This window comes from Chitinimonas sp. JJ19 (genome assembly GCF_036961565.1).
In the GTDB taxonomy this organism is placed as follows: Bacteria; Pseudomonadota; Gammaproteobacteria; order Burkholderiales; family Chitinimonadaceae; genus Chitinimonas.
The window spans coordinates 34819-58924 of record NZ_JBAMDD010000018.1; the positions used below are offsets into that span (position 1 = coordinate 34819).

Below are 24106 nucleotides of genomic sequence, written 5' to 3' on the forward strand. Positions count from 1 at the left end.
TTTTGTTAGTGGCGCTTAGTAGATGGGTGCGGCCCATACCGCACTCAAACCCAAGAAGAAGGAGCAGACCGTGGAAAGACGTAGTTTTCTCAAACAGGCCAGCGTAGCCGGCGTTGCTGCCGCAGGGATATCCGCCCCCGCCATCGCAGCGGCCGAGCCCAACATACAGTGGCGCATTACCTCCAGCTTTCCCAAGAGCCTGGAAACCATCTATGGCGGCGCCGAACAGTTGTCCAAGCGTGTATCCGACCTCACCGATGGCAAGTTCCAGATCAAGGTACACGCCGCCGGTGAAATCGTCCCCGGCCTGCAGGCGCTGGATGCCGTACAGAACGGCACGGTGCAGGCCTGCCACACCTGCGGTTACTACTACGTGGGCAAGAACAAAACCTTCGCCTTCGACACTGCCGTCCCCTTCGGCCTGTCGTCGCGCCAGCAAGCTGCCTGGATGTACTACGGCGGCGGCCTGCAACTGATGCGTGAGTTCCTGCGCGACTACAAGGTCATCAGCTTCTACGGTGGCAACACCGGCACCCAGATGGGCGGCTGGTTCCGCAACCCGGTCAAATCGCTGGCCGACGTCAAAGGCCTGAAGATCCGCATCCCTGGCATAGGCGGCGAAGTCTGGTCACGCCTGGGCGCCGTACCGCAAACCCTGGCCGGCGGTGATATCTACCCCGCCCTGGAAAAAGGCACCATTGATGCCGCCGAATGGGTCGGCCCCTACGACGATGAAAAGCTGGGCTTCTACAAGGTCGCCAAGAATTACTTCTACCCAGGCTGGTGGGAGCCGGGCCCGCAGATTTCCTTCTACGTGAACCTGGACGAATGGGCCAAGCTCCCCAAGAGTTACCAAGCCGCCTTCGAAGTAGCCACCGCCGAAGCTGCCATCGCCATGCAGGCCGAGTATGACGCCAAAAACCCCCAGGCCTTGGTGCGCCTGTTGCAGGCTGGCGTGAAGCTGCACAAGTACCCAGCCGATATCATGAAGGCCGCCCAGAAAGCCACCTTCGAGCTGTACGAAGAAGAAGCCGCCAAGAATGCCTCATTCAAGAAGGTCTACACCGAATGGAAGAAATTCCGCGGCATCGAGCAAGGCTGGTTCAGCCTGGCAGAGTCGGGGCTGGAAAGCTTTATGTACGCCAATCGCGTGAAGTGACGATGGCTTGCTAATGTCACTGCAGTACCCTGCAAAGAACCCGCCCCTAGGCGGGTTCTTTGCTGTTGGGCATGCCCGAGGGCGGCTACCATCGTTTGGAATCCGACAGCCCCGGTGAGTGCCAGACTCGCCGCAGCGTCCGTCAGATGCACAATTTGTTGGTGCTCAAGGCACTCTGTGCCTGATGCTCTGTCGTAGCGCGGCGGCATAGCATTTGCTACGCCGTTTACCCTGCGGATGCTTGCTTGGCCGCCGTTTCTTTCCGCCCTACACAAGGAAATAGAAGGATGAACCTCCACCCGAGCCGGCTTGCCCTGCTTCTCATGCTGGCCCTGCCTGCCGCCGCCGCCGGGCGCTCCGGCATCGAACTCGACCATTTTGATCCCAGCGTCCGTATTCAGGACAATCTGTTTCAAGCCGTCAATGGCAAGTGGATCAAGCAGGCTGAGATCCCGGCCGACGAAAGCAGCTGGGGCACGTTTGACGAACTGTACGAGTTGTCGCAGAAGCGGGTGCGCGAGATAGTGGAGGCAGCTGTCGCCCACCCCGACTCTCCCGAATCCCGGCAGATGGCCGCGCTGTATCAAAGCTATATGGATGAAGCCCTGGCCGACCGGCTGGGCATGGCACCGGTCAAGCCCCTGCTGGCAGAGATCGACGGCGTGACCGACCGCGAGGGACTGACCCGATTGCTAGGCCGATTGGCTGTGCAAGGCATGGAAGGACCATTACGGCCCTACGTCAATGTCGACGACAACGACCCCTCACAGTATGTGGTGATGGTCGACCAGCACGGCCTGGGTATGCCCGACCGTGACTACTACCTGAAGCAGGACGCCAGCTACAAAAGCACCCGCGCCAGCTATCTAAGCTATCTGGAAGCCTTGCTGCACCAAGCCGGCCAGACTGATCCGGCCCGCCGCGCCAAAGCCGTGCTGGCACTGGAAACTCGGCTAGCCAAGTCCCAGTGGGATGGTATGGCTTTGCGCGATCCGCACAAGTCGCACAATAAATTCGATCGTGCCGGCCTGGCTAAAACCGCGCCCAAGTTCGATTGGGCAGCCTTCCTCGACGGTGCCGAGATGGGCCAGGTGCAGGTAGTTGACGTGCGCACACCCAGCTACGCCAAGGCAGTGGGCCAGTTGGTGGCGAGCGAACCACTTGAGGTCTGGCGTGACTACCTGCGCCTGCGCGTACTCGACGGCACGGCGCATCTCATGAGCAAACCGCTGGCCGAGGCCCACTTTAATTTCCATGGCAAGGCACTGAGCGGCATGAGCCAGATGTCTACGCGCTGGAAACGCGCAGTCAACATGGTGAACAGTTCGCTGGGTGAAAGCATAGGTAAACGCTACGTTGCGCAATACTTCCCCGCCGAAGCCAAGGCCAGAATGGAAACCCTGACCGGTAACCTGCTCAAGGCCTATCAGCAGAGCCTGGACCAGGTCGACTGGCTAAGCCCGGCTACCAAAACCGCCGCCAGGGACAAGCTGTCCAAGTATCGGGTCAAGGTCGGGTATCCCGACAAATGGCGCGATTACAGCGGCCTGGATATCCGTGCCGATGACCTGGTCGGCAATGTACTGCGCACCAATCAGTTCAATTACCGGCACAAGCTGTCCTTCCTCGGCAAGCCTGTCGACCGCGATGAATGGGGCATGACACCGCAAACCGTCAACGCCTATTACGACGCACCCCTGAATGAGATCGTCTTCCCGGCAGCCATGCTGCAGCCACCATTCTTCAAGGCCGACGCCGATGACGCGGTGAACTACGGTGCAATCGGCACCATCATCGCCCATGAAATCAGCCATGGCTTCGACGACCAGGGTAGCCAGTACGATGGTGACGGCAATATGCGCAACTGGTGGCGCCCGGTCGATCGCAAAAGCTTCGAGAAGCTGGCTGATAGGCTGGTGGCGCAATATGGCCGCTACGAAGCCTTGCCCAAACATTTCGTCAACGGCCGCCTGACGGTGGGCGAGAACATCGCCGACCTGTCCGGCTTGCAGATCGCCTTCAAGGCCTACCAGCTGAGCCTGAACGGCAAGCCATCAAACACCCTCGACGGCTTTACCGGCGAGCAGCGCGTATTCATCGGTTTCGGCCAACTCTGGCGCGGCAAGATACGCGAGCAGGAACGCCTGCGGCGCCTGACCGCCGACGCGCATGCGCCTGATGATTTCCGTGCCATCGGCCCGGCAATGAACAGTAGCGCGTTCCACCAGGCATTCAACACCCAACCCGGTGACGGCATGTTCAAGCCCGAGGCTGATCGCATCCGTATCTGGTAAGGCCGCTTAATGCCGTAAAAAAGCCGGGCACCATCTTGAGATGGTGCCCGGCTTTTTTGGCCGAGATCCCGCCGTGTTTGAGCCTACGCTAACCGGTGGGTTGGATACGATGCCGCCCAGCGCCTAGCGCACGGCCGCTCAATGCCCCTTCTGCACCGGCTTGGACGCAGGCGTCTCTGTCGGCTTGGCTGGCTTGGCCCCATAGCCGCCCGGTCCGCTATTCATGGCGTCGATGGCGTCCTTCAGGTTCAGGCATTTCACATCGTCCTTGCTCTTGATGGCGCCGCCCTCCAGCTCGCACTCCTTGTCGCCAAACTTCAGCATGGCGCCCTTCACCACTGCGGCGGCCTTGGGATTGGCTGCAGCGCCGCCACTACGCAGGCTTTCGCTGATTTCAGCCAGTACCTTGTTCATGGTTTCGCGCTCGACCTGGGCTGCCGCCAGTTGCTCTTTCAGGGTAGCCAGATCCTTGCCCAGCATGCTGCTGGCGTCCTTGGCGGCTTCGAGTTCTTTCTCCAGCCCAGCCTTCTCGGCCAGTAGTTTGGCTTGCGCCTGCTTGGCAGTTTTCACCTGGGCAATCAGGTTCTGCTCGGCATGCAGATTACGCTTGGTCGCCATCACCAGGCCGCCCAGAAAGCCGCCTGCGCCAATGGCAATCACCAGTGCCACCAGCAAAACCACCAGCATGGCAGACAGCCCGCCGCCCACTCCGCCTCGCATGGCAAGGATCAATCGCTTCATCAAGGGCAGTTTGGCCGCTTGTTCATTTGCCATTGTCATGCGATCCTCTCGGTTTAACGTTGGCGACGCCAGCCAGTTGCATGCCATATGATTAATCGCATACGCAGTCGCAGGAATCCGTGGCAGGCACCTAGGTGTTTTAGCGATTACTATTCTTCGCGTCAAACACCCTTGCGGAAAAAGCAAAAGCCGCACAATCTTTCGACTGTGCGGCTTTTGGAAACTTGGCTCCTCGACCTGGGCTCGAACCAGGGACCTACGGATTAACAGTCCGGCGCTCTACCGACTGAGCTATCGAGGAACTAAAGAAGCCGCTATACTAAAAGGCTGTGCTTGGCGTGTCAACACCCGTTTCGATTTCAAACTTATAAGAAGGCCTCATGTCTGCCCTCAAGAAACTGTTGATCATAGTCGTGGTTCTGGTTGCCATCGTGGCTGCCATCCCGCTGCTATTCCCCTACGATCGCTACAAAGCCGATATCGAACAGGCAGTTAGCGCACGCCTGGACATCCCTGTCAGCATCAGCGATATCGCTTTCAGCTACGACCCCAAACCCCAATTAGCACTCAAGCAGCTGACCATGGGCAAGCAGGGCGAGGCAGAAATTGCCCAGATCATTGTGCCCATTACCCTGCGCAACCTGATCAATCTGCGTACCGAGCTGACCGATGTGGTACTGGAGCAAGCCCAGTTCAAGCAGGATTTTGCGCTTTCCCTGCCTGGCCGGCTCAAGCCCAACCCGGGTGGTCGCGATATCAATTTCGCCAAGCTCAAGCTGAAAGACCTGACCATACAGCTGACCCAACGCAAGATCGGCCCGCTGTCCGGCACCTTGCAGCTGAATCAGGACGGCACCTTCAAGCTGGTCACCCTGACCGACGCAGACGAGCGCGCCACCCTCACCATCAAGCCAGAGGGCGACAAGTTCGGCCTCGACTTTACCGCCAACAATTGGGTTGCCCCTGGCCCTTACCCCGACGCTCGCTTTGACCAGCTGATACTCCGCGGCATGGCCGACAAGGACGGTATCCTGATCGACGATGTTCAGGCACTGATCTTCGGCTCGCCCGCCGTGGGCGTGGCGCAACTGAGCTGGGTGGAGGGCTGGAAGCTGACTGGCAGCCTGCAGACACGCAGCATGCAGGTTGAGCCGCTGATCTCGCTGGCCAGCGCCACCACCCGCTCCACCGGCCGCATGGCTGCCACCGCCGATTTCGAGTTCAGCGGCGACAGCTATGAGAACCTGTTCGCCAAGCGCCGCGTGTCGGTCAAGTTCTCGGTACGCGATGGCAACCTGCATAACTTCGACCTGATCACCCCGCTCAAGTCGCAGAGCCCATCGGTGCTGCAACGCGGCGGCCAGACCCGCTTCGACACCCTGGCCGGCGAATATCTGCTGGAAGATACCCAGGTCTCCTTGCGCAGCCTGCAGCTGAACTCGGGTAAATTCTCGGCCAGTGGCGGCCTCACCATCAGCCCGGAGCGCAAGCTGGGTGGCCGTATCAATACCCGCCTGTCCAGTGGCAGCATCGTGGTCAACGCGCCGCTGGCCATCGCCGGCACGCTGGATGCTCCAGAGCTGCGCTCGGCTGGCGCTTACAAGCCAGGTAGCAGCGAGAACACCACGCAGATCTTTTAACCGTTAAGCTGTGTGATAACCGACGGTTGAGCCGACAGTTAATCATCAGTATGGATATCGCCGGCCCCTGGCCGGCGATCGTCATTTGGAGGCAATAGCAGCAATGGATTGGCACACTTACCTGGCAAGCCAGGGCGCACAAACCGATGAACAAGGTCAGGTCAGCTTTCCCACTGCGGCAGCAGACACCGCGCTGGTGCCACTGCAGCAGTTCGGCCTGATACGCTTTAGCGGCGAGGAGACCCTGGCGTTCCTGCATGGCCAGGTGTCCAGCGATCTCAAGAAAATGCCCGCCGACGGTTGCCAGTACTCCAGCTACTCCACCCCCAAGGGCCGTATGCTGGCCAGCTTCCTGGTATTGCGTGAAGCCGACGATGTCCTGCTGATGCTGCCGCGCACCTTGCAGGCAGGGGTACAAAAGCGCCTGAGCATGTACGTATTGCGCAGCAAGACCCGCGCCACCGATGCCAGCGACGAGCGCGTGCTGCTGGGCCTGAGTGGCCCGCAAGCCACCGCCATCGCGCTGGCCGTGTTCGGCACAGCCCCAGTCGAGGCCATGCAGACCATCAAGCTGGCCGGCGGCTTGCTTGCCCGTCTGGGGCAGGATCGTCTGCTGCTCTGCCTGACGCCCGACGCCGCCACGGCGGCGTGGCCCGCCCTGCTGGCCGCTGGCGCCCAAGCATCGGGTACAGCTGCCTGGACACTGTCGGACATCCGCGCAGGCATACCCTGGATATTGCCCGAAACCCAAGAGGCCTTTGTCGCACAGATGGCCAATATGGAACTGATCGGCGCCGTCAGCTTCAAGAAGGGCTGTTATCCCGGCCAGGAAATCGTCGCCCGCACCCAATACCTGGGCAAGCTCAAGCGCCGTACCTTTCGAGTCAGTGCCACCGCCCCCATGCAGGCCGGACAAGCCGTCTACAGCCCGGAGATGAACGGCCAGGCCTGCGGCCAGGTTGCCCAGGCCGCGCCGGCTGGCGAAGGCCTATGGGAAGCGCTGGTCGTGGTACAGATGGCCAGCGTGGAGCACGGTGTCCACCTTGATAGCCCCGAGGGCCCGCTACTCAACTTCCTGCCGCTGCCCTATCCGGTACACGAGTAAGCGCTTGTCAGCATCACCGGCCCGTAAAAAAACCGCCACTCGGGCGGTTTTTTTACGCTCACTTGGATCAGGCCATGCGCTTGTCGTGCTCGATCAAGGCGTAGGCAGAGTGATTGTGGATAGACTCGAAGTTCTCCACCTCCACCACATAGCGGTCTATCCGGGGGTCGCCGTTGAGCCTGGCGGCCACATCGCGGATAAAGTCTTCCACGAACTTGGGGTTGTCGTAGGCCTGCTCAGTCACATACTTCTCATCCGGCCGCTTGAGTATGCCGTAGACCTCGCAGGATGCCTCTTCCTCGGCCACCCGTATCAGCTCTTCCAGCCACACCCTGTCATTCACCTGGGCGGTGATGGTCACATGCGAGCGCTGGTTGTGCGCACCGTATTCCGAGATCTTCTTGGAACAGGGGCAAAGACTGGTCGCAGCCACCACCACCTTGATGGTCTGGGTAAACACTCCCTGCCGTATCTCGCCGATCAGGCTGACATCGTAGTCCATCAGGCTTTGCACGCCTGATACTGGCGCCGTCTTGTTCATGAAGAACGGAAAGCGCATCTCGATATAGCCCGATTCCGCCTCCAGCTTTCCCACCATCTCGCGCGCCATCTGCTCGAACGACGCCACCGAGATCGCCTGCTCGTGGCTGTTCAGCAATTGCACGAAGCGCGACATATGCGTGCCCTTGTAGTGCTCAGGCAGATACACATACATATCGAAGCCAGCAACCGTATGCTGCACCCCATCGGCCCGGTCGGCCACCTTGACGGGATGGCGCAGGGACTTGATGCCGACCTTGTTGATGGCGATGTTGCGTACATCGCGCGAGCTTTGCACGTCCTCGAGAGGCGCGGGCTTGTGGGGTGCGTTCATGATGCGATCCTGATGCGATAGGGGTCAATTGTACCGGGCAGCAAATACCCGAGTAAACCAATCAAGAATTTCAGGCCAGTTCCTGTCAATTCAAGCGGGCCTGCCGATTGATTCTTCCAATCGGCGCCATAGTCCTTTTTCTTCAATCAGTTGCATCCTGCCGCCACCAAGGCCAGCTTCGCCTTGCGATCCAGCTTCTTGATGGCCGCCTCCCGCCGCGAGGCACTGGACCTGTCCTCGCACGCCTCGGCATAGGCCAGCACCACGGGCAGACGTACCCGGGTGTAACGGGCACCGCGCCCGCGATTGTGAGTGACGATGCGCGCCGCCAGATCATTGCTGATACCGCAATAGAGGCTATCGTCGGCACAGCGCAGTAAATAGACACACCAGCCTTGCGGCACAGGCCACTCCATCAGAATATGCCCATGGCGATACCACCGGCCATGGCCTCACCCAGCTCGCAGGCCTGCTGCAACTGCGTCTCGGTGGGCGCGCCCTTGACCACCAGTGGCTCGGCAATGGCCTTCAGCGGGTAGCCACGGGCAATACGCTCCACCGCCAAGACCGCCCCGCTGCCGTCATTGCCGCCCACCACGACCAGTGCATAGGGCAGGCCCGCAATCCTGCCCTGGGCGGGGTAGAAGGTACGGTCAAAGAAATCCTTCAGCGCACCCGCCATATAGCCAAACTTCTCTGGCGTCACCAGCAGCAGGCCCTGTGCCGCCAGCAAATCCGGCAGATCCGCCTGCAGCGCCGGCAGCATGACCGTGGCCACCTCGTCCGCCAGCGCAGCAGCACCGATCCGCGCCGATTGCGCCAGCGCATAGGTATGGCCGGCCTCGGTCTGCCCGGCATGCAGTATCAGCAGCTGTTTCATTCCCTATCTCACACTCGCCGCAGGTATTACATCAACAAGCGCCACGCTGGGCAGTCTATGATCCAGAACACATCGCCCCTTCTTGCTATGACCGTATCCAGCCGCCATGTTCCATACCGTATCGCAGCTACGCCAGATAGAACAGCAGGCCCGCAAGCTGAACCTACCCCTGATGCAACGTGCCGGGCGCGCTGCCGCCGATTTTATTTCGCGCCGTTTCGGCAAGGCAGCACCCATCGGCGTGCTGGTAGGGCCGGGCAACAATGGTGGCGACGCACTGGTTGCCGCCACCTTGCTGAAGCAGTTGGGCTATAGCCTATCCGTCTGCATGCCAGCCGGGCCAGGCAACCTGCCCGCTGATGCCGCCACCGCCTACCGCGACTGGCAGCGCTGCGGCGGCACCGAGAGCGCCCAGGCGCCGACAGGGGCCTGCACCGTCATCATCGACGGCCTGTTCGGCCTGGGCCTGAACCGCCCGCTGGCGCCACACTGGCAGGCGCTGATTACCCAAGTCAACCAGCTAGGCAAACCGATACTGGCGCTGGACGTGCCCAGCGGCGTACATGCCGACAGCGGCGCACTGCTGGGCGCCCCCATACAGGCCCGCTGGACCCTGAGCTTCATCGGTCAGGCACGTGGGCTGGCCACCGGCGCAGCCCGCGACTATACCGGGCTCTGCCTGCTGGACAAGCTGGGGCTGGTCGCCCCCACGCTGGATCAGGCTGCGCTGCCGGATACCGCCACCGTAGCCCAAACCATCCGCATACCGCGCGCGGCCGACAGCCACAAAGGCAGCTACGGCACCATCTGCATCATAGGCGGCGCCGAGGGCATGACCGGTGCCGCCCTGCTGGCCGGCAGGGCCGCACTGCAGGCCGGTGCAGGCAAGGTTTTTACCGGCCTGCTGGGGCCGGTACCCAGTGCAGACCTGGCTCGCCCCGAGTTGATGCTGCGTCCAGCCGATACCCTGCTGATGGATGCGGCCGATCTGATACTGCTGGGGCCGGGCCTGGGCCAAGGCGCGCCAGCTGCCGACCTGTTGCACCATGCGCTGAGCAGCCCACAGGCACTGGTACTGGATGCTGACGCCCTCAACCTGTTGGCCAGCGACCCACGCCTCACCCAGGCCGCCCGCCTGCGCCAGGCGCCTACCGTGTTGACGCCCCATCCGGCCGAAGCCGCGCGGCTACTGGCCTGCAGCACAGCCGAGGTACAGCAGCACCGCTATGATGCAGCGGCAGAACTGACCCGCCGCTACCATGCCACCATCGTGCTCAAGGGCGCAGGTAGCGTTATCGTCGACGGCGCCCTCATGGCGGTCAACCAGAGCGGCAGCGCCGCACTGGCCAATGCCGGCCAAGGCGACTTGCTGAGTGGCCTGATCGCCGCACTGATGGCACAAGGCCTCACTGCCTGGCAGGCCACCTGCCTGGCCACCCACCTACATGGCTGCGCCAGCGACGCCCTGGTCAATCGCGATGGCCGGTGCATCACCTTGGCCAACGAGGTGATCGCCGAGCTGGATCGGCACCTTGCCCCTTATTTCCGCTAGCGGGATTGCCGGCGCCCCCCTCCCCAAGCACACCTGCCAGGTTTTGCGGCGGTCTGGCAGAACTGCGCGAGGAGAGTTTTTTCACCCGCAAGGCCGCATGGGGACGAGAATGTGGCATCCACCTACATCAAGCCCCCATCTGCATGAGGAAGTTATTCTGCACCCTGGGCCTGCTGCTCGGCACCCTTTGCAGCAAGGCCGCCCCAGCCCCACATGCCAGCGACTACCTGGCCGACTTCGACACCCTGGCCACCGAAGTCACGGCCAACTACGCCTATTTCACCGACGGGCCACAGCATTGGCAGGCCGCCGTGGCGCACTACCGCCCCCTGGCCGCCAAGGCTGGCGATCAGCGGGCCTTTATCTCGGTACTGGAGCAGTTGCTGGAAGAACTGCACGACGACCACACCCAGCTCAACCGCAACACCGCCAGCTCACCAAGGCTGGTCCCCTCGGGCACCGACCTGTGGGCAGCCTGGCAGGGCGAGACCGCCCGGCTGCTACAAGTGCGGCCAGACAGCCCCGCCGCCAGGGCGGGCCTGCAAGCGGGCATGGTACTGACCCATATACAGGGCCAGCCCATTACCGTAGCCGTGGCGCAAAAACTCGGACGGGTGGCGCCGCAGACCAGCCAACGGGCCCGCGACTGGGCCTTGCGTGCACTGCTGGCCGGCAGGCGAGACCAGCCGCGCCAGCTGCGCTTGCTGGCAGACGGCAGGCCGCTGGAGGTCACACTGGCAGGTGTCAGCACACAGGCCAGCACGCCCCTGAGTCATAGGCGTATCGGCAGCGCCGGCTATATCCGGCTCAACAACAGCCTGGGTCAGGACGCACTGATTACGGCCTTTGATGCGGCCCTGGCCGAGCTAGGCGACAGCCAGGGGTTGATCCTTGACCTGCGCGACACCCCAGGCGGCGGCAACAGCAAGATAGCCCGCGCCATCATGAGCCGCTTTATTGCTGTGGAAGCCGCCTATCAGCGGCACGAGCTGCCGCTGGAAGCCCAGCAAACCGGCATTGCCCGAGCCTGGCTGGAACTGGTACAGCCACGCGGCCCATTCCAGTACACCCGCCCGCTGGTCGTACTGGTCGACCATTGGACCGGCAGCATGGGAGAAGGCCTGGCCATAGGCCTGCATGGCCTGGGCCGTGCCCAGGTCGTCGGCACCGCCATGGCCGGGCTGCTGGGCGCCACCTACACCATCCCCCTGCCACATAGCGGCATCAGTGCCAATGTCCCAGCCGAGCGGCTGCTCCATGTCCGGGGCACACCGCGCGAGGACTTCCTCCCCCCGATCCTGGTAGACCTGACCCAGCCTGCCGACAACACCGACGACCCCATCCTGGCGGCCGGCTTGCGTGAGCTTGCACGTAACCACCCAGGCACTTAGCGCCTGTTCAAAGTCTTTTCGCCGCGTCGTTCGCAACCTTGCCGGATGACGGGCAAGGCGCAAGCCGCGCAGCGGTACGGGTTCCGGTATCGGTACCATAAGCGGCTTGCAACGCCGCCATTCGCCGGCAAGGCTGCGAACCCGGAGGGCTGAGCTGGAAAACGGCCATCCACTGCGTTGTGGCGCTTGGCAATAACTGGTTATTGCCTGCGCACCACGCCTTGTGCCTGGCCTTTTTCCAGATCAGCGACGCAGCGAAAAGACTTTGAACAGGCTCTTAGTCAAGCTGGCGTGCGGCCCGCCAGCGCCTGTCAGCTGGCTGCTGGCACCAGTGGGCGGGTAGGAATGCCGATATTGCAGACATTGGTGTGCTCGGCGCTATGCACATACCAATCACCACTGGCATGACGGCGCGACTCCACTAGTGCCTGCCAGGTGGGCGTATCGGTACGCAGCACCTCCAGCGCAGGGCGCTCGGCTGCCGGGATATCGGCCAGCAAGCGTACCCGTTGCAGGGGCACATGCTGCTCGGGCTTGTCATAGAAACCCATATTGCTGCCGCCACGCGGCAAGCCGGAAAGCAGCTCCATACCCTTGAGCACGCGCCCCACCACCGTGATGTTCAGATCCAATGCACGCGGCGCTTGTCCGATGATGACGTAAAGGCTGCTGCCGTTGCTGCTGTCCACCGTGTTACCACGGCCTGCACCTATCACTCCATAACAATGTGGTATCCAGGCACGGTTCTTCTTGGGGTCAGCCGCCACCGGCATGCCCTCGCTAAAACCGGTGACCGGCGCAAAGCCATCCGCATCCTTCAGCCGGGCAATAGGCAATCCTCGGTACGCAATGGAGAACTCCGCTGGCAGCTTGGCCTCGGCATCGCCCAAGGGCTTGACCTTGGCGGGCTCTTTCTCCTCGTCCACCGGGTCGCCCCATTGGGTAACAAAGTTATCCTGCACCCGTATCACCGCCAGACCATCGTAATAGCCATTGCGCGCCAGCTTGCGGATATTGGCAGCATGGCGCGGCGCAAAACGGGGCGCCAATTCAAAAATCACCTGCCCGCCGTTCAGCTCCATCACCAGGGTGTTTTGCCCGTCCAGAGGGCGCCAATCGCTGGCGGCAGACTGCTTGATAATATCGGCAGGGCTGCGCTGCGGAGCAGCGGACACGGCAAGCGAGCAAGCCAGGGCGGCAGTAGCCCCCAGCACCAGGGAAACACGAGCAGTCATGGCACTCTCCTCTTAGGGTCAGCGGCGCAGCATGCCATAGCCAGCCAGCGCCGGCTAAGCCCCCGCACACGCCAGGGTGCCTCAAGCACACTCTGCCACCAAGCAACTCATGGCACGCATCTAGACATCGAAGCGGCACGGGCTTGATATCCAAGGACAAAATACCCAGAGCGCAACGCCGCACGGCGACGCGCGCGGTGTAAACAGCAGCGCCCTCAAGCGTCTGCCTGTCGCGTAAAAGGCACGCCCTGCCCAGTTGCCCTGCTGTCGACCGATCAAACACAAAGGGCCGCTTTGCAGCGGCCCTTTGCGGGTACTCGGCACCTAGCTGGCTTAGCCCTTGGCAGGCTTGGCAGTCTTCTTAGGCTTGCTCGATTTCTTGCCTCCAGACAGCGACAGCGGCTTGCCGTTCAGCAGCAGCTTGCCCTGGTTCATCACCAAGGTGCTGCGCAGTACGTCGCCTTCCAGGCGAGCCCAGTTGTTCTTCTTCAGCGTATCGATACCACTGCGCACCATCTGCTCGCTGGCCTCGTCCAGTTGCTGCTTGTCCACGCCCTCACCACCTTGCTTGCCCATCATGGTGCGCGCCAGTTCGCGAACCATGCCCAGAGGTACGCTGGCATCAAAACGCAGTTGCACCTTCTTCATGATACGGTCGAAGTTCTGCAGGTCGCGGTCGGTCAGCTTGGCCAGCTTGACCTGACCCTTGATCTGGGCCTTGTGGCCGTGATAGCGGGCAGAGATATCATCGACATCCAGCACCACGCCCTGCTTCACCATGGCCACACCGTGCTTCATCACCATGGCCAGGGTAGCGCTAAGCTGGGCCTCTGGTGCCTGCTTCTGCGCAGCCTGTGCCTTGGCCTCCTTGTTCATGGCCGCCAGGGCTTCCAACTGCAGGCCACTGATACGTACGGCCAGATTGGCATCCTCTACGCTGTCCTCACCCCACTTGATGGCCTTGATCGAGCCGGCATAGCCGATGACAGCCGTCTTGCCCTTGGCTTGTATATCGAAGCCATAGCGCATGGATTGCAGCTGCACCGTCATGGGCAAGCGCTTGGGCGTGACGGTAACCAGCTCCACCCTGGCTTCACCATTGCCGAACCACAAATCCAGCGGCCCTTGCATCTGGCTGCTCGCCATGGTGAGCCCGTTGGCTTTCAGCGTCAGCTCCTTGTTGTCCATGTCCAGCGTATCGGAGCTGGCAGTCATGGTGACCCGGCGCATGTCGGACTTCACCAGGGCACGGCCAGCCATGCCTGACCAGTTCATCAGGCTGGCAGCAGGCTCGTCGTGGTACTTGAGCGGGTCGAGCTTGAAATCCACGGCAATGTCGCCATCGGCCAGTTTCTGCTTGCTGAAATGCAAGGGCCTGGCGTTGCCAAACAGCTTTTTCAGGCGCTGCTGGGTAGGCTCGGAGAAGTCGAACTTCTCGATGCGCTCCAGCTTGGTCTCCAGGTCCAGCTCGCTGCTGACCAGGGGGCTGAGCTCACCCATGATGCCCATATAGGTCTGGAACAGTTCCGATTCCTGCATCTCGCGCATGGCTTCGGCGGCTATGTCCGCTTCAGACTTCTTTGCAGCAGGCTCGGCAGCGGGTGGTGCAGCAGGATCAACGGCAGGCTGGTCGCTTGCATACGCGGGCTGGGCCAGCAACAGGCAGGCCGCAGCCAGGGAGGTGAGGCGGGATATTTTTATCACGTGCATACCTTGAATGTATTGAACAGAATCTTGTGTTACCGCCTATGCAGCGCATCTGTTTCGCGGCATGCGGTAGCGGCGTGCGGTAGCGGTGCGCGGCAATATAGCACCAAGCCAGCCGCTGACTGCCTGCATTTTGCTGGGACAGTCCGGTCAATATTTACAGGCCCCGCCAGGGCTCAGGCATAGCGCCGCACGACATCTTCTATGCGGCGCTGGGTGGCGGGCACCCTCAGTACCTCGTCGATATGCCCCAATATCTCGGCAGCACGAGGGTGATCCTTGCGTATCCCCAGGTGAAACGGCACGCTGGGCGCAATATAGGGCGCGGGGATGGAGACGATTTCCTGCAATATGCCCAGCTTGCGCAGGCGCCATTTGGTGACGATGGGGCTTAAGGAGATATGCACATCCCCGCGCGTGGCCATCACCATCCTGAAGATGGCGTCATGCCCCGGCGTCCACTCCACGTGCTGAAAATCCTTCAGCACCTGTTCCGCCCACTGGTTGCCCTTCTGGTCCACCAGGTAAAAAGCCTTGAGTTCATCGCGGGTCTTGATGCGCTCCAGTTCTGCCCTGCGCAGGTGGTAGGCATTGAAGAAGAGATGCGGCTGCAGCTGTACCACCGGCACGCTATGGAACAGGGCGTACTGCTTGCGTTCGTCCGAGGCAAAAGTACAGAGGGCTTCGGCCAGCCCCTGCTGCACCATCATCTGCGCCCGCCGCCAGGGCAGACCGACGTTGGACGGCACCAGGCCATTCAGCTCGTTCAGGATGGGGTCGAGCACATCGGGCAGTATCCCCAGCACCCGGCTGGTACTGGTGGCGCTGTCTATATAGGAGTACGGCGCGTAGTCATCGTTATAGCTGACCACAAAGCGCTCAGGCGGTGTGGCAGCAGCTAGCAGCAAGGGTGAGGCACCCAGTAGTTGCAGTGCCTTTCTGCGTTGCTTGTCCATGATAGTGCTCCGTCTGCAGTCGGCCTGCAGATAAGTCCAGTCTAGCCCTTACCGTACGGATTGCCGCCCCGCCCATCACCCACCTGCCAGGCATGCGCCACCTGGCAGGCGATGGCACCGTGCAAGCTACTTCATGGTAGGCATCACGAACTCGGCGCCCGAGCGTATCGATTGCGGCCAGCGTGCAGTCACGGTCTTCAGGCGGGTATAGAAGCGTATGCCCTCTGCACCATAAGCATGATGATCGCCATACAGCGACTGCTTCCAGCCACCAAAGCTCATGAACGCCATGGGTACGGGTATGGGAACATTCACCCCCACCATACCCACCTGTATCCGGGCGACAAAGTCCCGCGCCGCGTCTCCGTCGCGGGTAAAGATGGCGGTGCCATTGCCGTAGGCATGCTCGTTGGTAATCCGTACTGCCTCTTCGTAGCTGGCGACACGCACCACGCAGAGTACCGGTCCAAAGATTTCCTCTTGGTATATCTTCATGCTGGTGGTGACACCATCAAACAGCGAGCCCCCCAGGAAGAAGCCGCTTTCGCAACCCTGCACCACATGGCCGCGTCCATCCACCACCAGGCTTGCGCCTTCGGCCACGCCGGCATCAATGTAAGTGGCCACCTTGTTGCGATGCTCGCGTGTCACCAGCGGTCCCATTTCCACATCGTCCGAGCTATCCCAGCTACCTATCTTGAGCGCACGCACCTTGGGCGCCAGCCTGGCCACCAGGGCATCAGCCACCTCGTCGCCCACCGCCACCGCCACCGAAATAGCCATACAGCGCTCTCCCGCCGATCCATACGCCGCACCCATCAGGGCATCCACGGCCTGGTCGAGATCGGCATCGGGCATCACCACCATATGGTTTTTGGCGCCGCCCAAAGCCTGTACCCGCTTGCCACGGGCCGTGCCGGTGGCATAGATATACTGGGCGATGGGGGTAGAGCCCACAAAGCTGACTGCCTGGATATCGTCATTGGCCAGGATGGCATCCACAGCTACCTTATCGCCGTGCACCACGTTGAACACGCCATCTGGCAGGCCAGCCTCCTTCAGCAAGCGGGCCAGTATCAAGGCAGTGGAGGGGTCACGCTCGCTGGGCTTGAGCAGAAAGGTATTGCCTGCCACAAGGGCCAGCGGGAACATCCACATGGGCACCATGGCCGGGAAATTGAACGGGGTGATGCCGGACACTACCCCCAGCGCCTGGCGCAGGCTGTAGCTGTCTACTGCCGTACCCACATTCTCGGCAAACTCACCCTTAAGCAGATGGGGGGCGCCACAGGCGAACTCCACCACTTCCAGGCCACGCACCAGCTCGCCATGGGCATCAGCCCTGACCTTGCCATGCTCCCGCGAGATGGCCGCCACGATTTCATCGGCATGCCGCTCCAGCAGCTCCTTGAACTTGAACATCACCCGCGCCCGCCGCAGCGGCGGGGTGGCCGCCCAGGCCGGGAACGCCGCCTTGGCGGCGGCCACTGCCAGATCCAGTTCCTCGCTGCTGGCCAATTGCACGCGGCCGCTGACCTCGCCCTGTGCCGGGTTGTAAACCTCGCTGTAGCGGCCTGAGGTGCCCGCCACTTCGGCGCCGTTGATCCAGTGATGTATGGTATTTGCCATGATGCCTGTCCTGCGTATGGGTAATTCAGATGCGGCCGTCACACCAGCGTAGGCGGCGGCAGCGGATAGGTGACTGATGACGAGCGCGCCTCAGCCGGCCGCCCGGATCGACTCCCGCAACACGTCGGCCATATGGCCTATCTCTTCGGGTGTAGAAACAAAAGTCGGCCCCATGGCAATGATGTCGCCGGTAAAACGGAACAACACCCCTCGCTTGAGCGCCTCCTCGAACACCCGGATGGCGCGCAGGCCGGGCTTGCCCTCCAGGGGTGCCAGTTCCACTGCCGCCGCCAGCTGGCAGTTGCGGATATCGATCACATTGGCCTCGCCCTTGAGGCCATGCACAGCCTCTTCCAGAGTCTTGCTGAGCGCATTGACCCGTGGGTAGATCTGCTCCTCGGCAATCACATCCAGCGCTGCATGGGCTGCTGCCACCGCCAGCGCGTGGCCCGAGTAGGTGTAGCCATGGAAGAACTCCACCATATGGTCCGGGCCGGTCATAAAGGTGTCGTAGATCGATTTGGTCGCAATCACCCCGCCCATCGGCACCAGGCCATTGTTCACGCCTTTGGCAAAGGTGATGAGGTCGGGGGTGACATCGAAGTACTGGGCAGCGAAGGGCTGGCCCATGCGGCCAAAGCCGGTGATCACTTCGTCGAAGATCAACAGGATGCCATGCTTGGTGCACAGCTCACGCAGGCGCTTGAGATAGCCCTGCGGCGGCACGATGACACCGGCCGAGCCCTGCATGGGCTCCACGATCACGGCAGCGATGGTGGAGGCATCATGCAAGGCCACCAGCCGTTCCAGCTCATCGGCCAGGTGGCTGCCCCATTGCGGCTCCCCCCGGCTGAACGCCATTTCCTTAAGGTTGTGGGTGTGCGGCAGATGATCCACCCCAGGCAGCATGCCTGCAGCAAACATCTTGCGGTTGGCCACCATGCCCCCTACCGAGATGCCGCCAAAACCCACACCGTGATAGCCCTTCTCCCGGCCGATAAAGCGGGTGCGATGGGCTTCACCCCTGGCACGGTGATAGGCCAGCGCCATCTTCAGCGCCGTATCGACTGCCTCGGAGCCCGAATTGCAGAAAAACACATGCTCAAAGCCTGCCGGCGCCGCCTCGGCGATGCGCTCGGCCAGCTTGAACACGCCCGGCGTGCCCATCTGGAAGGCCGTACCATAGTCCAGCACATCAAGCTGCTGCTTGACGGCCTCCACCAATCGCGGGTGCCGGTGGCCCAGGCCACAGCACCACAGGCCAGACAAGGCGTCGTAGAGCTTGTGGTTCTCGGTGGTCCAGTAGTAGCTGCCTTCTGCCCGGGCCAGCATGCGATGCACCCGGTGGGCCGCATCCTGCTTGTAGTAGCGGTTATGGCTGAAAGGCATCCAGTAGGGATTGAGATTCAGTTGCTCGCTATCGTTCTGGCCCATGGTGGTCTCCGTGGCTGGGGGCTGATCTGTATTGGTCATGTACTGGCCGCTGCACCTGCCGGCCATTTGTCACTGGTCGCCAGTATCAGCGAGAATTCAGCTATACCGCCATATACAAGCCCTGCCATCCGGCAGCTAGATGTACAGATACCGAGGTCAGTACAGTTATGCTGCAACTCGACCCCAGTGCCACCAGCCCGCTCACCGAGCAGATCGTGCAGGGCCTGATAGGCAAGATAGAACGCGGCCTGCTCGGCGAAGGTGCCCGGCTGCCATCGGTGCGTGGACTGGCCCAGGCGACGGGTGTCAGCCCATTTACCGTAGCCGAGGCCTATAACCGGCTGGTAGCCGGTGGCTGGATCACGGCGCAGCGGGCACGCGGCTACTTTGTGGCCTCACGGCAGCGCACGCCGGTGGCGCCGGTACGCTCCCCAGTGGATGACGCCTGGCTGCTGCGCAGCGTCTACGAGGATGCCGAGCTGGAATTACAAGCTGGTGGCGGCTGGCTACCGCATGACTGGCTTTACGAAGACGGCGTGCGCGCTGCGCTGCGCAATCTGGCCAAGGCACCGGGCGAGCTACTGACCCGCTATGGCCATCCGCAAGGCCTGCCGACACTGCGCAGCCATCTGCAATGGCGGCTAGCCTTGCGGGGCCTGGAGGCGCCAGCCGAGCGCATCCTCCTGACCCACGGCGCCAGCCAGGGCCTGGATCTGGCGGTACGGCTGCTGGTCAAGCCCGGCGACACCGTACTGGTCGACAGCCCCGGCTACTCCACCCTGATCGCCGCTCTACGGTTGCATGGCGCCAAACTGGTCGGCATCCCCCGCACCCTGGCAGGGCCGGATGTTGCCGCCGTGGCGCAGGCAGCAGCCCGGCACCAGCCGGTGGCCCTATTCACCAACAGCGCCCTGCACAATCCCACCGGCACCAGCACCACGGCCGCCACGGCACACCAGTTGCTCAAGCTGGCCGACCGCCATGACTTCCATATCGTGGAGGACGACCCCTTTGCCGACCTGCAATTGCACCCCAGCCCCAGCCTGTCCAGCCTGGATGGACTGGAGCGCGTCATCTACCTGGGCAGCTTCTCCAAGACACTGTCGCCAGCCCTGCGCGTGGGCTTTCTGCTGGCCCGTGCCGACCTGCTGGCCCGCGCCACACAGCTCAAGATGGTGGCGGGGCTGACCGGCTCTGCCATCATGGAGTCCGCCACCCTGTCCATGCTCACCGACGGCCACCACCGCACCCACCTGGACCGCCTGCGCGACCGCCTGGGTGAAGCCCAGGCCCGCGTCTGCGGCCGCCTGGCCGAACTGGGCTGGCAGGTTTTCCACCAGCCCGCAGGCGGCTTGTTCCTGTGGGCGGAGGCACCGCCGCAGATGGATGTCAGCCGCCTGACCGAAGCAGCCGCCACCGTAGGCATCGCCCTCGCTCCAGGGCGTTTCTACCTGCCGGACGGCGGTAGCAGCCGGCACTTCCGCTTCAACGCCGCCTGGGCAGACAACAGCCGGTTGTATGGTTGGTTGGCAGCCCAATCAAGCTGACCGCTTGTCGGCATGGTAAAAATGGCACCGCCCTATCCTCCATCCGGGTGATTACCGGGCACAGACACTGGCCTATCTTGCATCACTGGAGGAGAGCCAGCATGACACTAGCCCACTTGTACCTACCCAATACAGCAAGCCCACCGCGCAGGCCGCACACCCGCCTTCTGCGCCAACCCATCGTCCGGCGCCATGCTGAACCCAGTCATCCTGACACCGCCCTGGCCGTAGTCAGCATTGACGGCAGGGTGCTGCACGCCAACGCAGCCGCCGCCGTGGTGTTCCGCCTCGACAGCGGACTGAGCTTGGTTGATGGACGGCTACATGCACCGGAGATGAACACCGCCCTGCGGGTTGCATTGGCTGCTGCATCGGGCTTGCTGGGGCAAGCCCATGCCAGCTCGCTGCGGCTGCAACGGCAAGGTCATGGTTGGCGGCTGCTTTGCCTGCCCATGCCACCCGCCTGGACCGACAAGGTATTCAGCATCAGCCGCACCGCACTGCTGTTGATGGTCGGCGACCATGCACCGCCCGCCAGCGCCATCTGGCGCCAGGTCTACGGTTTCAGCACCGAGGAATGCAGGCTGGCCAACTGGTTGCTGCATGAAGACGGCCACTATGCTGGCCAGTTCGACTGGCTACGCAGCAGCCTGGGCCGTTTGCTGCAGAAAACCGGCACCGACGATACCGACACGCTGCTGAGCACCCTGCGCGTCAGCAGCGGTCGCCATGCTATCTGACCCGGCAGTATCCAGCGCCACCGACGAGACCCAGCGTTGCGGTGCTGGCTAGAACTGTGGGCGTAGTGGTACGCAGCTACAACAAGACTAGAACGCTTCTGTAAGCGGTTTTGCGGGCAAGAACTTGTGCCTGACAGGGTGTGCGCTACAACTCAAGCTAGTGCATACCGACAAGGCCCCGTTCCCCATGCGTACTCACCTGCACCCTCTGACCGCTGGCTACCTATTGGCGCTAGGCCTAATCGCCCCCTTGGCGATGGCGGAAACCATCACCATACGGGCCGATTCCTGGTGCCCATTCAATTGCGTGCCGCAAAGCGCCAAGCCCGGCTACATGATAGAAATCGCCAGTGCCGCGCTGGGCAAGGCGGGCCACAAGGTCGACTACCAGAATCTCAACTGGAGCCGCGCCCTGGCGGCCGCGCGGGATGGCAGCTTCATCGCCGTTGTCGGCGCCAGTGACGAAGAGGTACGCGAGAACAAGCTGATCGTGGGCGCCGCGCCGCTGGGCCGCAGCATCAATTGCTTTGTCACCCATAAGGATGGCAATTGGCAGTACAAGGGGGTAGCCAGCCTAGCCGGCCGCACCATAGGTGCCATCCAGGATTACGCCTACGGCGACACGCTGGATGGCTACTTCAAGGCCAACCCCAAGGTGCTACAGGCCGTCACGGGCGACGATGCCTTGCTGCGCAACCTGGAAAAACTCCGCAACAAGCGACTCGATGCCGTCGTTGAGGATCAGGCCGTGCTGGCCTACACCATCAACGAAAAAAACTGGCAGGGCCATTACAAGGATGCTGGTTGCGAGCGTTCCGTCACCCCCTCCGGTCTGCATATTGCCTTCTCTCCCAAACACCCCAAGGCGCGCGAATACGCCAAGCTGCTGCAGGATGAGGTCACCGCCATGCGTGCCGATGGTCGGCTCAAGGCTTTGCTGGCCAAGTATGGCGTGCCCGATTGGCAATAGGGGCGGGCTCTAGCCCACCAAGCCCTTTACCCAGCGGCCGTAGATGGCATCAGCCAGTTGCTGGCTAGGCACGATGGCCTGCGCCAGGTTGGGCAGTATCTGTTCGGCCTGCTGGGCGGCAGGCGAGGTGCAGCTCGCCAGTTCGTGCTGACCCAGCACCAGCCAGCGCCGCACCTTGGCCTCGTCCACCTCGCAATGAAACTGCATGGCCAGATGCTTGCTACCCAGGCTAAAGGCTTGGTTGGCGCAATAGCGCCCCCGCACGAGATGGCGAGCGCCCGGTGGCATGCTGAAACTCTCGCCATGCCACTGGAACAACCGCAAGCTGGCTGCACCGCCAAACCACTCTGCCGCCGCATCGTCCAGCGTTTCCAGCTCGCTCCAACCTATCTCGACATGCTCCGACGCCTGTACCGTCCCACCGAGTGCCCGAGCCATGATCTGCCCACCCAGACAGTGGCCTATCACCGGGATATCAGCCTGGACAGCGGCCCGCACCAGCTCAAACAAGGGCGGCAGGTAGGGCAGGTCATCGTTTGCACTCATGGGGCCACCCAATATGCACAGACCGCTATGCGCGTCTATGCGGGCCGGCAAGGCGTGGCCGTCGAACAGGCGAAATACCTGGTATGGCAGGCCTGCCCGCTCAAGATAGGTGGCAAAGTAGCAGGGGCCGTCGTCAGGCACATGCTGGATGATGGCGATTGGAAGCATGGTGTGTATCTCGATCAGGTTATGCCGGCTGGCACGGGGTCAGCGCCTGTTTACCAGCCCCCACATCATTGCCCGCCGTGCCCTTTACGTGCCGCCTGCGGCATGGGCAAAATGGTGCATATATTAAACACCATGATGAATTTCATTAACAGCCGAGGATGATATGGCGCACGCTACCGGTATCCAGAACGACAGCCTGCAAGCCCTGCTGGCCCGTGAGAGAGGTCGCTATATCGCCGCCCGGCCTCGCTCGCAGGCCTTGGCCCAACGCGCGCAATCACACCTGCTCTATGGTGTGCCCTTGCACTGGATGACCGACTGGGGCACGCCCTTCCCCTTGTTTGTCGAGGCGGCCAAGGGCGCCCGTTTTCACGACGTGGACGGGCATGGCTACGCGGATTTTTGCCTGGGTGACACCGGCGCCATGTTCGGCCACGCGCCCGAGCCTGTAGCAGCCGCCGTAGCACGGCAAACCCAGTTGGGCTTTACCACCATGCTGCCAGGCGAGGATGCGGCGGTAGTGGGCGAGCTGCTGGCGCAACGCTTCGGCCTGCCATGCTGGCAATTTGCCATGACAGCCACCGATGCGAACCGCTTCGTCATACGCTGGGCCCGCGCGGTCACGGGGCGCAGCAAGGTACTGGTATTCAACGGCTGCTATCACGGTACGGTGGATGATGTATTCGTTGACCTGGTCGAAGGCCAGCCCAGCCAGCGCGACAGCCTGCTGGGGCAGGTATATGACCTGACCCAGCACACCGTGGTGGTGGAGTTCAACGATCTGGACAGCTTGCAGCGGGCGCTGGCCGCAGGGGATATCGCCTGCGTGCTGGCAGAGCCCGCCATGACCAATATCGGCATGGTCTTGCCTCAGCCAGGCTACTGGCAGGCTGCACGGGAGCTGATACGGGCGGCCGGCGCACTTTTCGTCTGCGATGAGACCCACACCATCTCCACCGGCCCCGGCGGCTATGCCTTGGCGCATGGCCTGGAGCCGGATTTCTTCGTACTGGGTAAGCCGGTAGGGGGCGGCGTGCCCTGTGCCGTCTACGGTTTTACCAGCGAACTAGCCCAGCGCATGCAGGCCAGCAAATCCGCCGCACCACCCGGCCACTCTGGCATAGGCACCACCCTCACTGCCAACGCCCTGGCCATGTGCGCCATGCGTGCCAACCTGGCCGAGGTGATGACCGAGGAGGCCTATGCGCACATGTTCGAACTGGCCGAACGCCTGGCCAACGGCTTACGGCAGGCCATAGGCCAGCGCGGCCTGCCCTGGTGTGTCAGCCAGGTGGGGGCGCGTACCGAATTCCAGTTCTGTGCCCAGCCGCCCCGCAATGGCAGCGAGGCCGCAGCCGCCATGGATCACACGCTGGAACATGCCCTGCATCTCTACCTGCTGAACCGGGGCATACTGATCACCCCGTTCCACAACATGATGCTGGTCTGCCCCGCCACCACGGCGGCCGATGTGGACAGACTGATTGCAACCCTGGCCGCTGCACTGGATGAACTGCTTGCATAGGCTCCCGCCACAT

The 24106-nt window shown here is 62.2% G+C and carries 21 protein-coding genes and 1 tRNA gene; 10 read left to right on the forward strand and 12 right to left on the reverse strand.

Going from position 1 to position 24106, the window contains the following annotated elements; translation table 11 throughout:
- Positions 1 to 22: 22 nt before the first annotated feature.
- Together V7714_RS18105 and V7714_RS18110 are read left to right on the forward strand one after the other, a co-directional pair.
- Positions 23 to 1159 (forward strand): TRAP transporter substrate-binding protein, encoded by a 1137-nt coding sequence (locus V7714_RS18105; RefSeq protein ID WP_335710972.1) that lies wholly within the window; start codon positions 23 to 25, stop codon positions 1157 to 1159.
- Positions 1160 to 1446: 287 nt separating this feature from the next.
- Positions 1447 to 3453 carry a M13 family metallopeptidase gene (locus V7714_RS18110; protein ID WP_335710973.1) on the forward strand — a complete coding sequence of 669 codons (2007 nt, stop codon included), beginning with the start codon at positions 1447 to 1449 and terminating at the stop codon, positions 3451 to 3453.
- 138 nt (positions 3454 to 3591) lie between these two features.
- Here V7714_RS18110 and V7714_RS18115 read toward each other — a convergent pair whose 3' ends face one another.
- On the reverse strand, positions 3592 to 4227 hold the full coding sequence (locus V7714_RS18115) for a hypothetical protein (RefSeq protein ID WP_335710974.1): 636 nt from the start codon (positions 4225 to 4227) through the stop codon (positions 3592 to 3594).
- Between the two features lie 192 nt (positions 4228 to 4419).
- Positions 4420 to 4495: transfer RNA gene (locus tag V7714_RS18120), tRNA-Asn, on the reverse strand.
- A gap of 79 nt (positions 4496 to 4574) precedes the next feature.
- Between V7714_RS18120 and V7714_RS18125 the strand changes: the two genes are divergently transcribed.
- Together V7714_RS18125 and ygfZ are read left to right on the forward strand one after the other, a co-directional pair.
- Positions 4575 to 5834: a hypothetical protein gene (locus V7714_RS18125; protein WP_335710975.1), complete on the forward strand. Its 1260-nt coding sequence runs from the start codon at positions 4575 to 4577 to the stop codon at positions 5832 to 5834.
- A gap of 103 nt (positions 5835 to 5937) precedes the next feature.
- Positions 5938 to 6939: a CAF17-like 4Fe-4S cluster assembly/insertion protein YgfZ gene (ygfZ, locus tag V7714_RS18130; RefSeq protein WP_335710976.1), complete on the forward strand. Its 1002-nt coding sequence runs from the start codon at positions 5938 to 5940 to the stop codon at positions 6937 to 6939.
- 67 nt (positions 6940 to 7006) lie between these two features.
- Here the strand turns inward: ygfZ and folE2 are convergent, their stop codons facing one another.
- From folE2 to V7714_RS18150, 4 genes are read right to left on the reverse strand one after another with little or no spacing between them, the layout of a single operon-like run.
- Entirely contained in the window at positions 7007 to 7813 is an 807-nt protein-coding gene (gene folE2 / locus V7714_RS18135) for a GTP cyclohydrolase FolE2 (protein WP_335710977.1), read from the reverse strand.
- A complete protein-coding gene (locus tag V7714_RS18140; RefSeq protein WP_335710978.1) occupies positions 7810 to 7959 on the reverse strand; it encodes a hypothetical protein in 150 nt (49 codons plus the stop codon). Before V7714_RS18140 ends, folE2 begins: the two co-directional genes overlap by 4 nt.
- Positions 7960 to 8229, reverse strand: a complete 270-nt coding sequence (locus V7714_RS18145) for a GIY-YIG nuclease family protein (RefSeq protein ID WP_335710979.1) — start codon at positions 8227 to 8229, stop codon at positions 7960 to 7962.
- Positions 8229 to 8693 carry a flavodoxin family protein gene (locus tag V7714_RS18150; RefSeq protein ID WP_335710980.1) on the reverse strand — a complete coding sequence of 155 codons (465 nt, stop codon included), beginning with the start codon at positions 8691 to 8693 and terminating at the stop codon, positions 8229 to 8231. The genes V7714_RS18145 and V7714_RS18150 overlap by 1 nt, the downstream gene beginning before the upstream one ends.
- Positions 8694 to 8799: 106 nt before the next feature.
- Between V7714_RS18150 and V7714_RS18155 the strand changes: the two genes are divergently transcribed.
- Positions 8800 to 10245: an NAD(P)H-hydrate dehydratase gene (locus V7714_RS18155; protein ID WP_335710981.1), complete on the forward strand. Its 1446-nt coding sequence runs from the start codon at positions 8800 to 8802 to the stop codon at positions 10243 to 10245.
- 143 nt (positions 10246 to 10388) lie between these two features.
- On the forward strand, positions 10389 to 11636 hold the full coding sequence (locus V7714_RS18160) for a S41 family peptidase (protein WP_335710982.1): 1248 nt from the start codon (positions 10389 to 10391) through the stop codon (positions 11634 to 11636).
- Between the two features lie 311 nt (positions 11637 to 11947).
- Here the strand turns inward: V7714_RS18160 and V7714_RS18165 are convergent, their stop codons facing one another.
- The 5 genes from V7714_RS18165 to V7714_RS18185 all read right to left on the reverse strand — a co-directional run bounded on the left by V7714_RS18165 (position 11948) and on the right by V7714_RS18185 (position 18636).
- Positions 11948 to 12871 carry a peptidylprolyl isomerase gene (locus V7714_RS18165; protein ID WP_335710983.1) on the reverse strand — a complete coding sequence of 308 codons (924 nt, stop codon included), beginning with the start codon at positions 12869 to 12871 and terminating at the stop codon, positions 11948 to 11950.
- Positions 12872 to 13204: 333 nt separating this feature from the next.
- The gene (locus tag V7714_RS18170; RefSeq protein ID WP_335710984.1) at positions 13205 to 14575 is read right to left on the reverse strand and encodes a DUF945 family protein; all 1371 of its coding nucleotides are present in this window, start codon (positions 14573 to 14575) and stop codon (positions 13205 to 13207) included.
- 179 nt (positions 14576 to 14754) lie between these two features.
- On the reverse strand, positions 14755 to 15534 hold the full coding sequence (locus tag V7714_RS18175; RefSeq protein ID WP_335710985.1) for a substrate-binding periplasmic protein: 780 nt from the start codon (positions 15532 to 15534) through the stop codon (positions 14755 to 14757).
- Between the two features lie 126 nt (positions 15535 to 15660).
- On the reverse strand, positions 15661 to 17163 hold the full coding sequence (locus V7714_RS18180; RefSeq protein WP_335710986.1) for a CoA-acylating methylmalonate-semialdehyde dehydrogenase: 1503 nt from the start codon (positions 17161 to 17163) through the stop codon (positions 15661 to 15663).
- 90 nt (positions 17164 to 17253) lie between these two features.
- Positions 17254 to 18636, reverse strand: coding sequence for an aspartate aminotransferase family protein (locus V7714_RS18185; protein ID WP_335710987.1), 1383 nt, complete (start codon positions 18634 to 18636; stop codon positions 17254 to 17256).
- Between the two features lie 128 nt (positions 18637 to 18764).
- Between V7714_RS18185 and V7714_RS18190 the strand changes: the two genes are divergently transcribed.
- From V7714_RS18190 to V7714_RS18200, 3 genes are all read left to right on the forward strand, one after another.
- The gene (locus V7714_RS18190; protein WP_335710988.1) at positions 18765 to 20144 is read left to right on the forward strand and encodes an aminotransferase-like domain-containing protein; all 1380 of its coding nucleotides are present in this window, start codon (positions 18765 to 18767) and stop codon (positions 20142 to 20144) included.
- Between the two features lie 101 nt (positions 20145 to 20245).
- Positions 20246 to 20884: a hypothetical protein gene (locus V7714_RS18195; RefSeq protein WP_335710989.1), complete on the forward strand. Its 639-nt coding sequence runs from the start codon at positions 20246 to 20248 to the stop codon at positions 20882 to 20884.
- 187 nt (positions 20885 to 21071) lie between these two features.
- A complete protein-coding gene (locus tag V7714_RS18200) occupies positions 21072 to 21854 on the forward strand; it encodes a substrate-binding periplasmic protein (RefSeq protein ID WP_335710990.1) in 783 nt (260 codons plus the stop codon).
- Between the two features lie 9 nt (positions 21855 to 21863).
- On the opposite strand, the gene V7714_RS18205 is transcribed toward V7714_RS18200, so the two are convergent.
- A complete protein-coding gene (locus tag V7714_RS18205; protein ID WP_335710991.1) occupies positions 21864 to 22568 on the reverse strand; it encodes a type 1 glutamine amidotransferase in 705 nt (234 codons plus the stop codon).
- A 163-nt stretch (positions 22569 to 22731) separates the two neighbouring features.
- On the opposite strand from V7714_RS18205, the gene V7714_RS18210 reads away from it, so the two are divergent.
- Entirely contained in the window at positions 22732 to 24093 is a 1362-nt protein-coding gene (locus V7714_RS18210; protein WP_335710992.1) for an aspartate aminotransferase family protein, read from the forward strand.
- The last annotated feature ends 13 nt before the right edge of the window (positions 24094 to 24106 follow it).

Coding starts and splice junctions, on each gene's coding strand:
- V7714_RS18200 (WP_335710990.1), top strand. CDS start 21,072: ATGCGTACTCACCTGCACCCTCTGACCGCTGGCTACCTATTGGCGCTA.
- V7714_RS18205 (WP_335710991.1), bottom strand. CDS start 22,568: ATGCTTCCAATCGCCATCATCCAGCATGTGCCTGACGACGGCCCCTGC.
- V7714_RS18185 (WP_335710987.1), bottom strand. CDS start 18,636: ATGACCAATACAGATCAGCCCCCAGCCACGGAGACCACCATGGGCCAG.
- ygfZ (WP_335710976.1), top strand. CDS start 5,938: ATGGATTGGCACACTTACCTGGCAAGCCAGGGCGCACAAACCGATGAA.
- folE2 (WP_335710977.1), bottom strand. CDS start 7,813: ATGAACGCACCCCACAAGCCCGCGCCTCTCGAGGACGTGCAAAGCTCG.
- V7714_RS18110 (WP_335710973.1), top strand. CDS start 1,447: ATGAACCTCCACCCGAGCCGGCTTGCCCTGCTTCTCATGCTGGCCCTG.
- V7714_RS18195 (WP_335710989.1), top strand. CDS start 20,246: ATGACACTAGCCCACTTGTACCTACCCAATACAGCAAGCCCACCGCGC.
- V7714_RS18165 (WP_335710983.1), bottom strand. CDS start 12,871: ATGACTGCTCGTGTTTCCCTGGTGCTGGGGGCTACTGCCGCCCTGGCT.
- V7714_RS18145 (WP_335710979.1), bottom strand. CDS start 8,229: ATGGAGTGGCCTGTGCCGCAAGGCTGGTGTGTCTATTTACTGCGCTGT.
- V7714_RS18160 (WP_335710982.1), top strand. CDS start 10,389: ATGAGGAAGTTATTCTGCACCCTGGGCCTGCTGCTCGGCACCCTTTGC.
- V7714_RS18210 (WP_335710992.1), top strand. CDS start 22,732: ATGGCGCACGCTACCGGTATCCAGAACGACAGCCTGCAAGCCCTGCTG.
- V7714_RS18175 (WP_335710985.1), bottom strand. CDS start 15,534: ATGGACAAGCAACGCAGAAAGGCACTGCAACTACTGGGTGCCTCACCC.
- V7714_RS18125 (WP_335710975.1), top strand. CDS start 4,575: ATGTCTGCCCTCAAGAAACTGTTGATCATAGTCGTGGTTCTGGTTGCC.
- V7714_RS18115 (WP_335710974.1), bottom strand. CDS start 4,227: ATGGCAAATGAACAAGCGGCCAAACTGCCCTTGATGAAGCGATTGATC.
- V7714_RS18190 (WP_335710988.1), top strand. CDS start 18,765: ATGCTGCAACTCGACCCCAGTGCCACCAGCCCGCTCACCGAGCAGATC.
- V7714_RS18180 (WP_335710986.1), bottom strand. CDS start 17,163: ATGGCAAATACCATACATCACTGGATCAACGGCGCCGAAGTGGCGGGC.
- V7714_RS18150 (WP_335710980.1), bottom strand. CDS start 8,693: ATGAAACAGCTGCTGATACTGCATGCCGGGCAGACCGAGGCCGGCCAT.
- V7714_RS18155 (WP_335710981.1), top strand. CDS start 8,800: ATGTTCCATACCGTATCGCAGCTACGCCAGATAGAACAGCAGGCCCGC.
- V7714_RS18105 (WP_335710972.1), top strand. CDS start 23: ATGGGTGCGGCCCATACCGCACTCAAACCCAAGAAGAAGGAGCAGACC.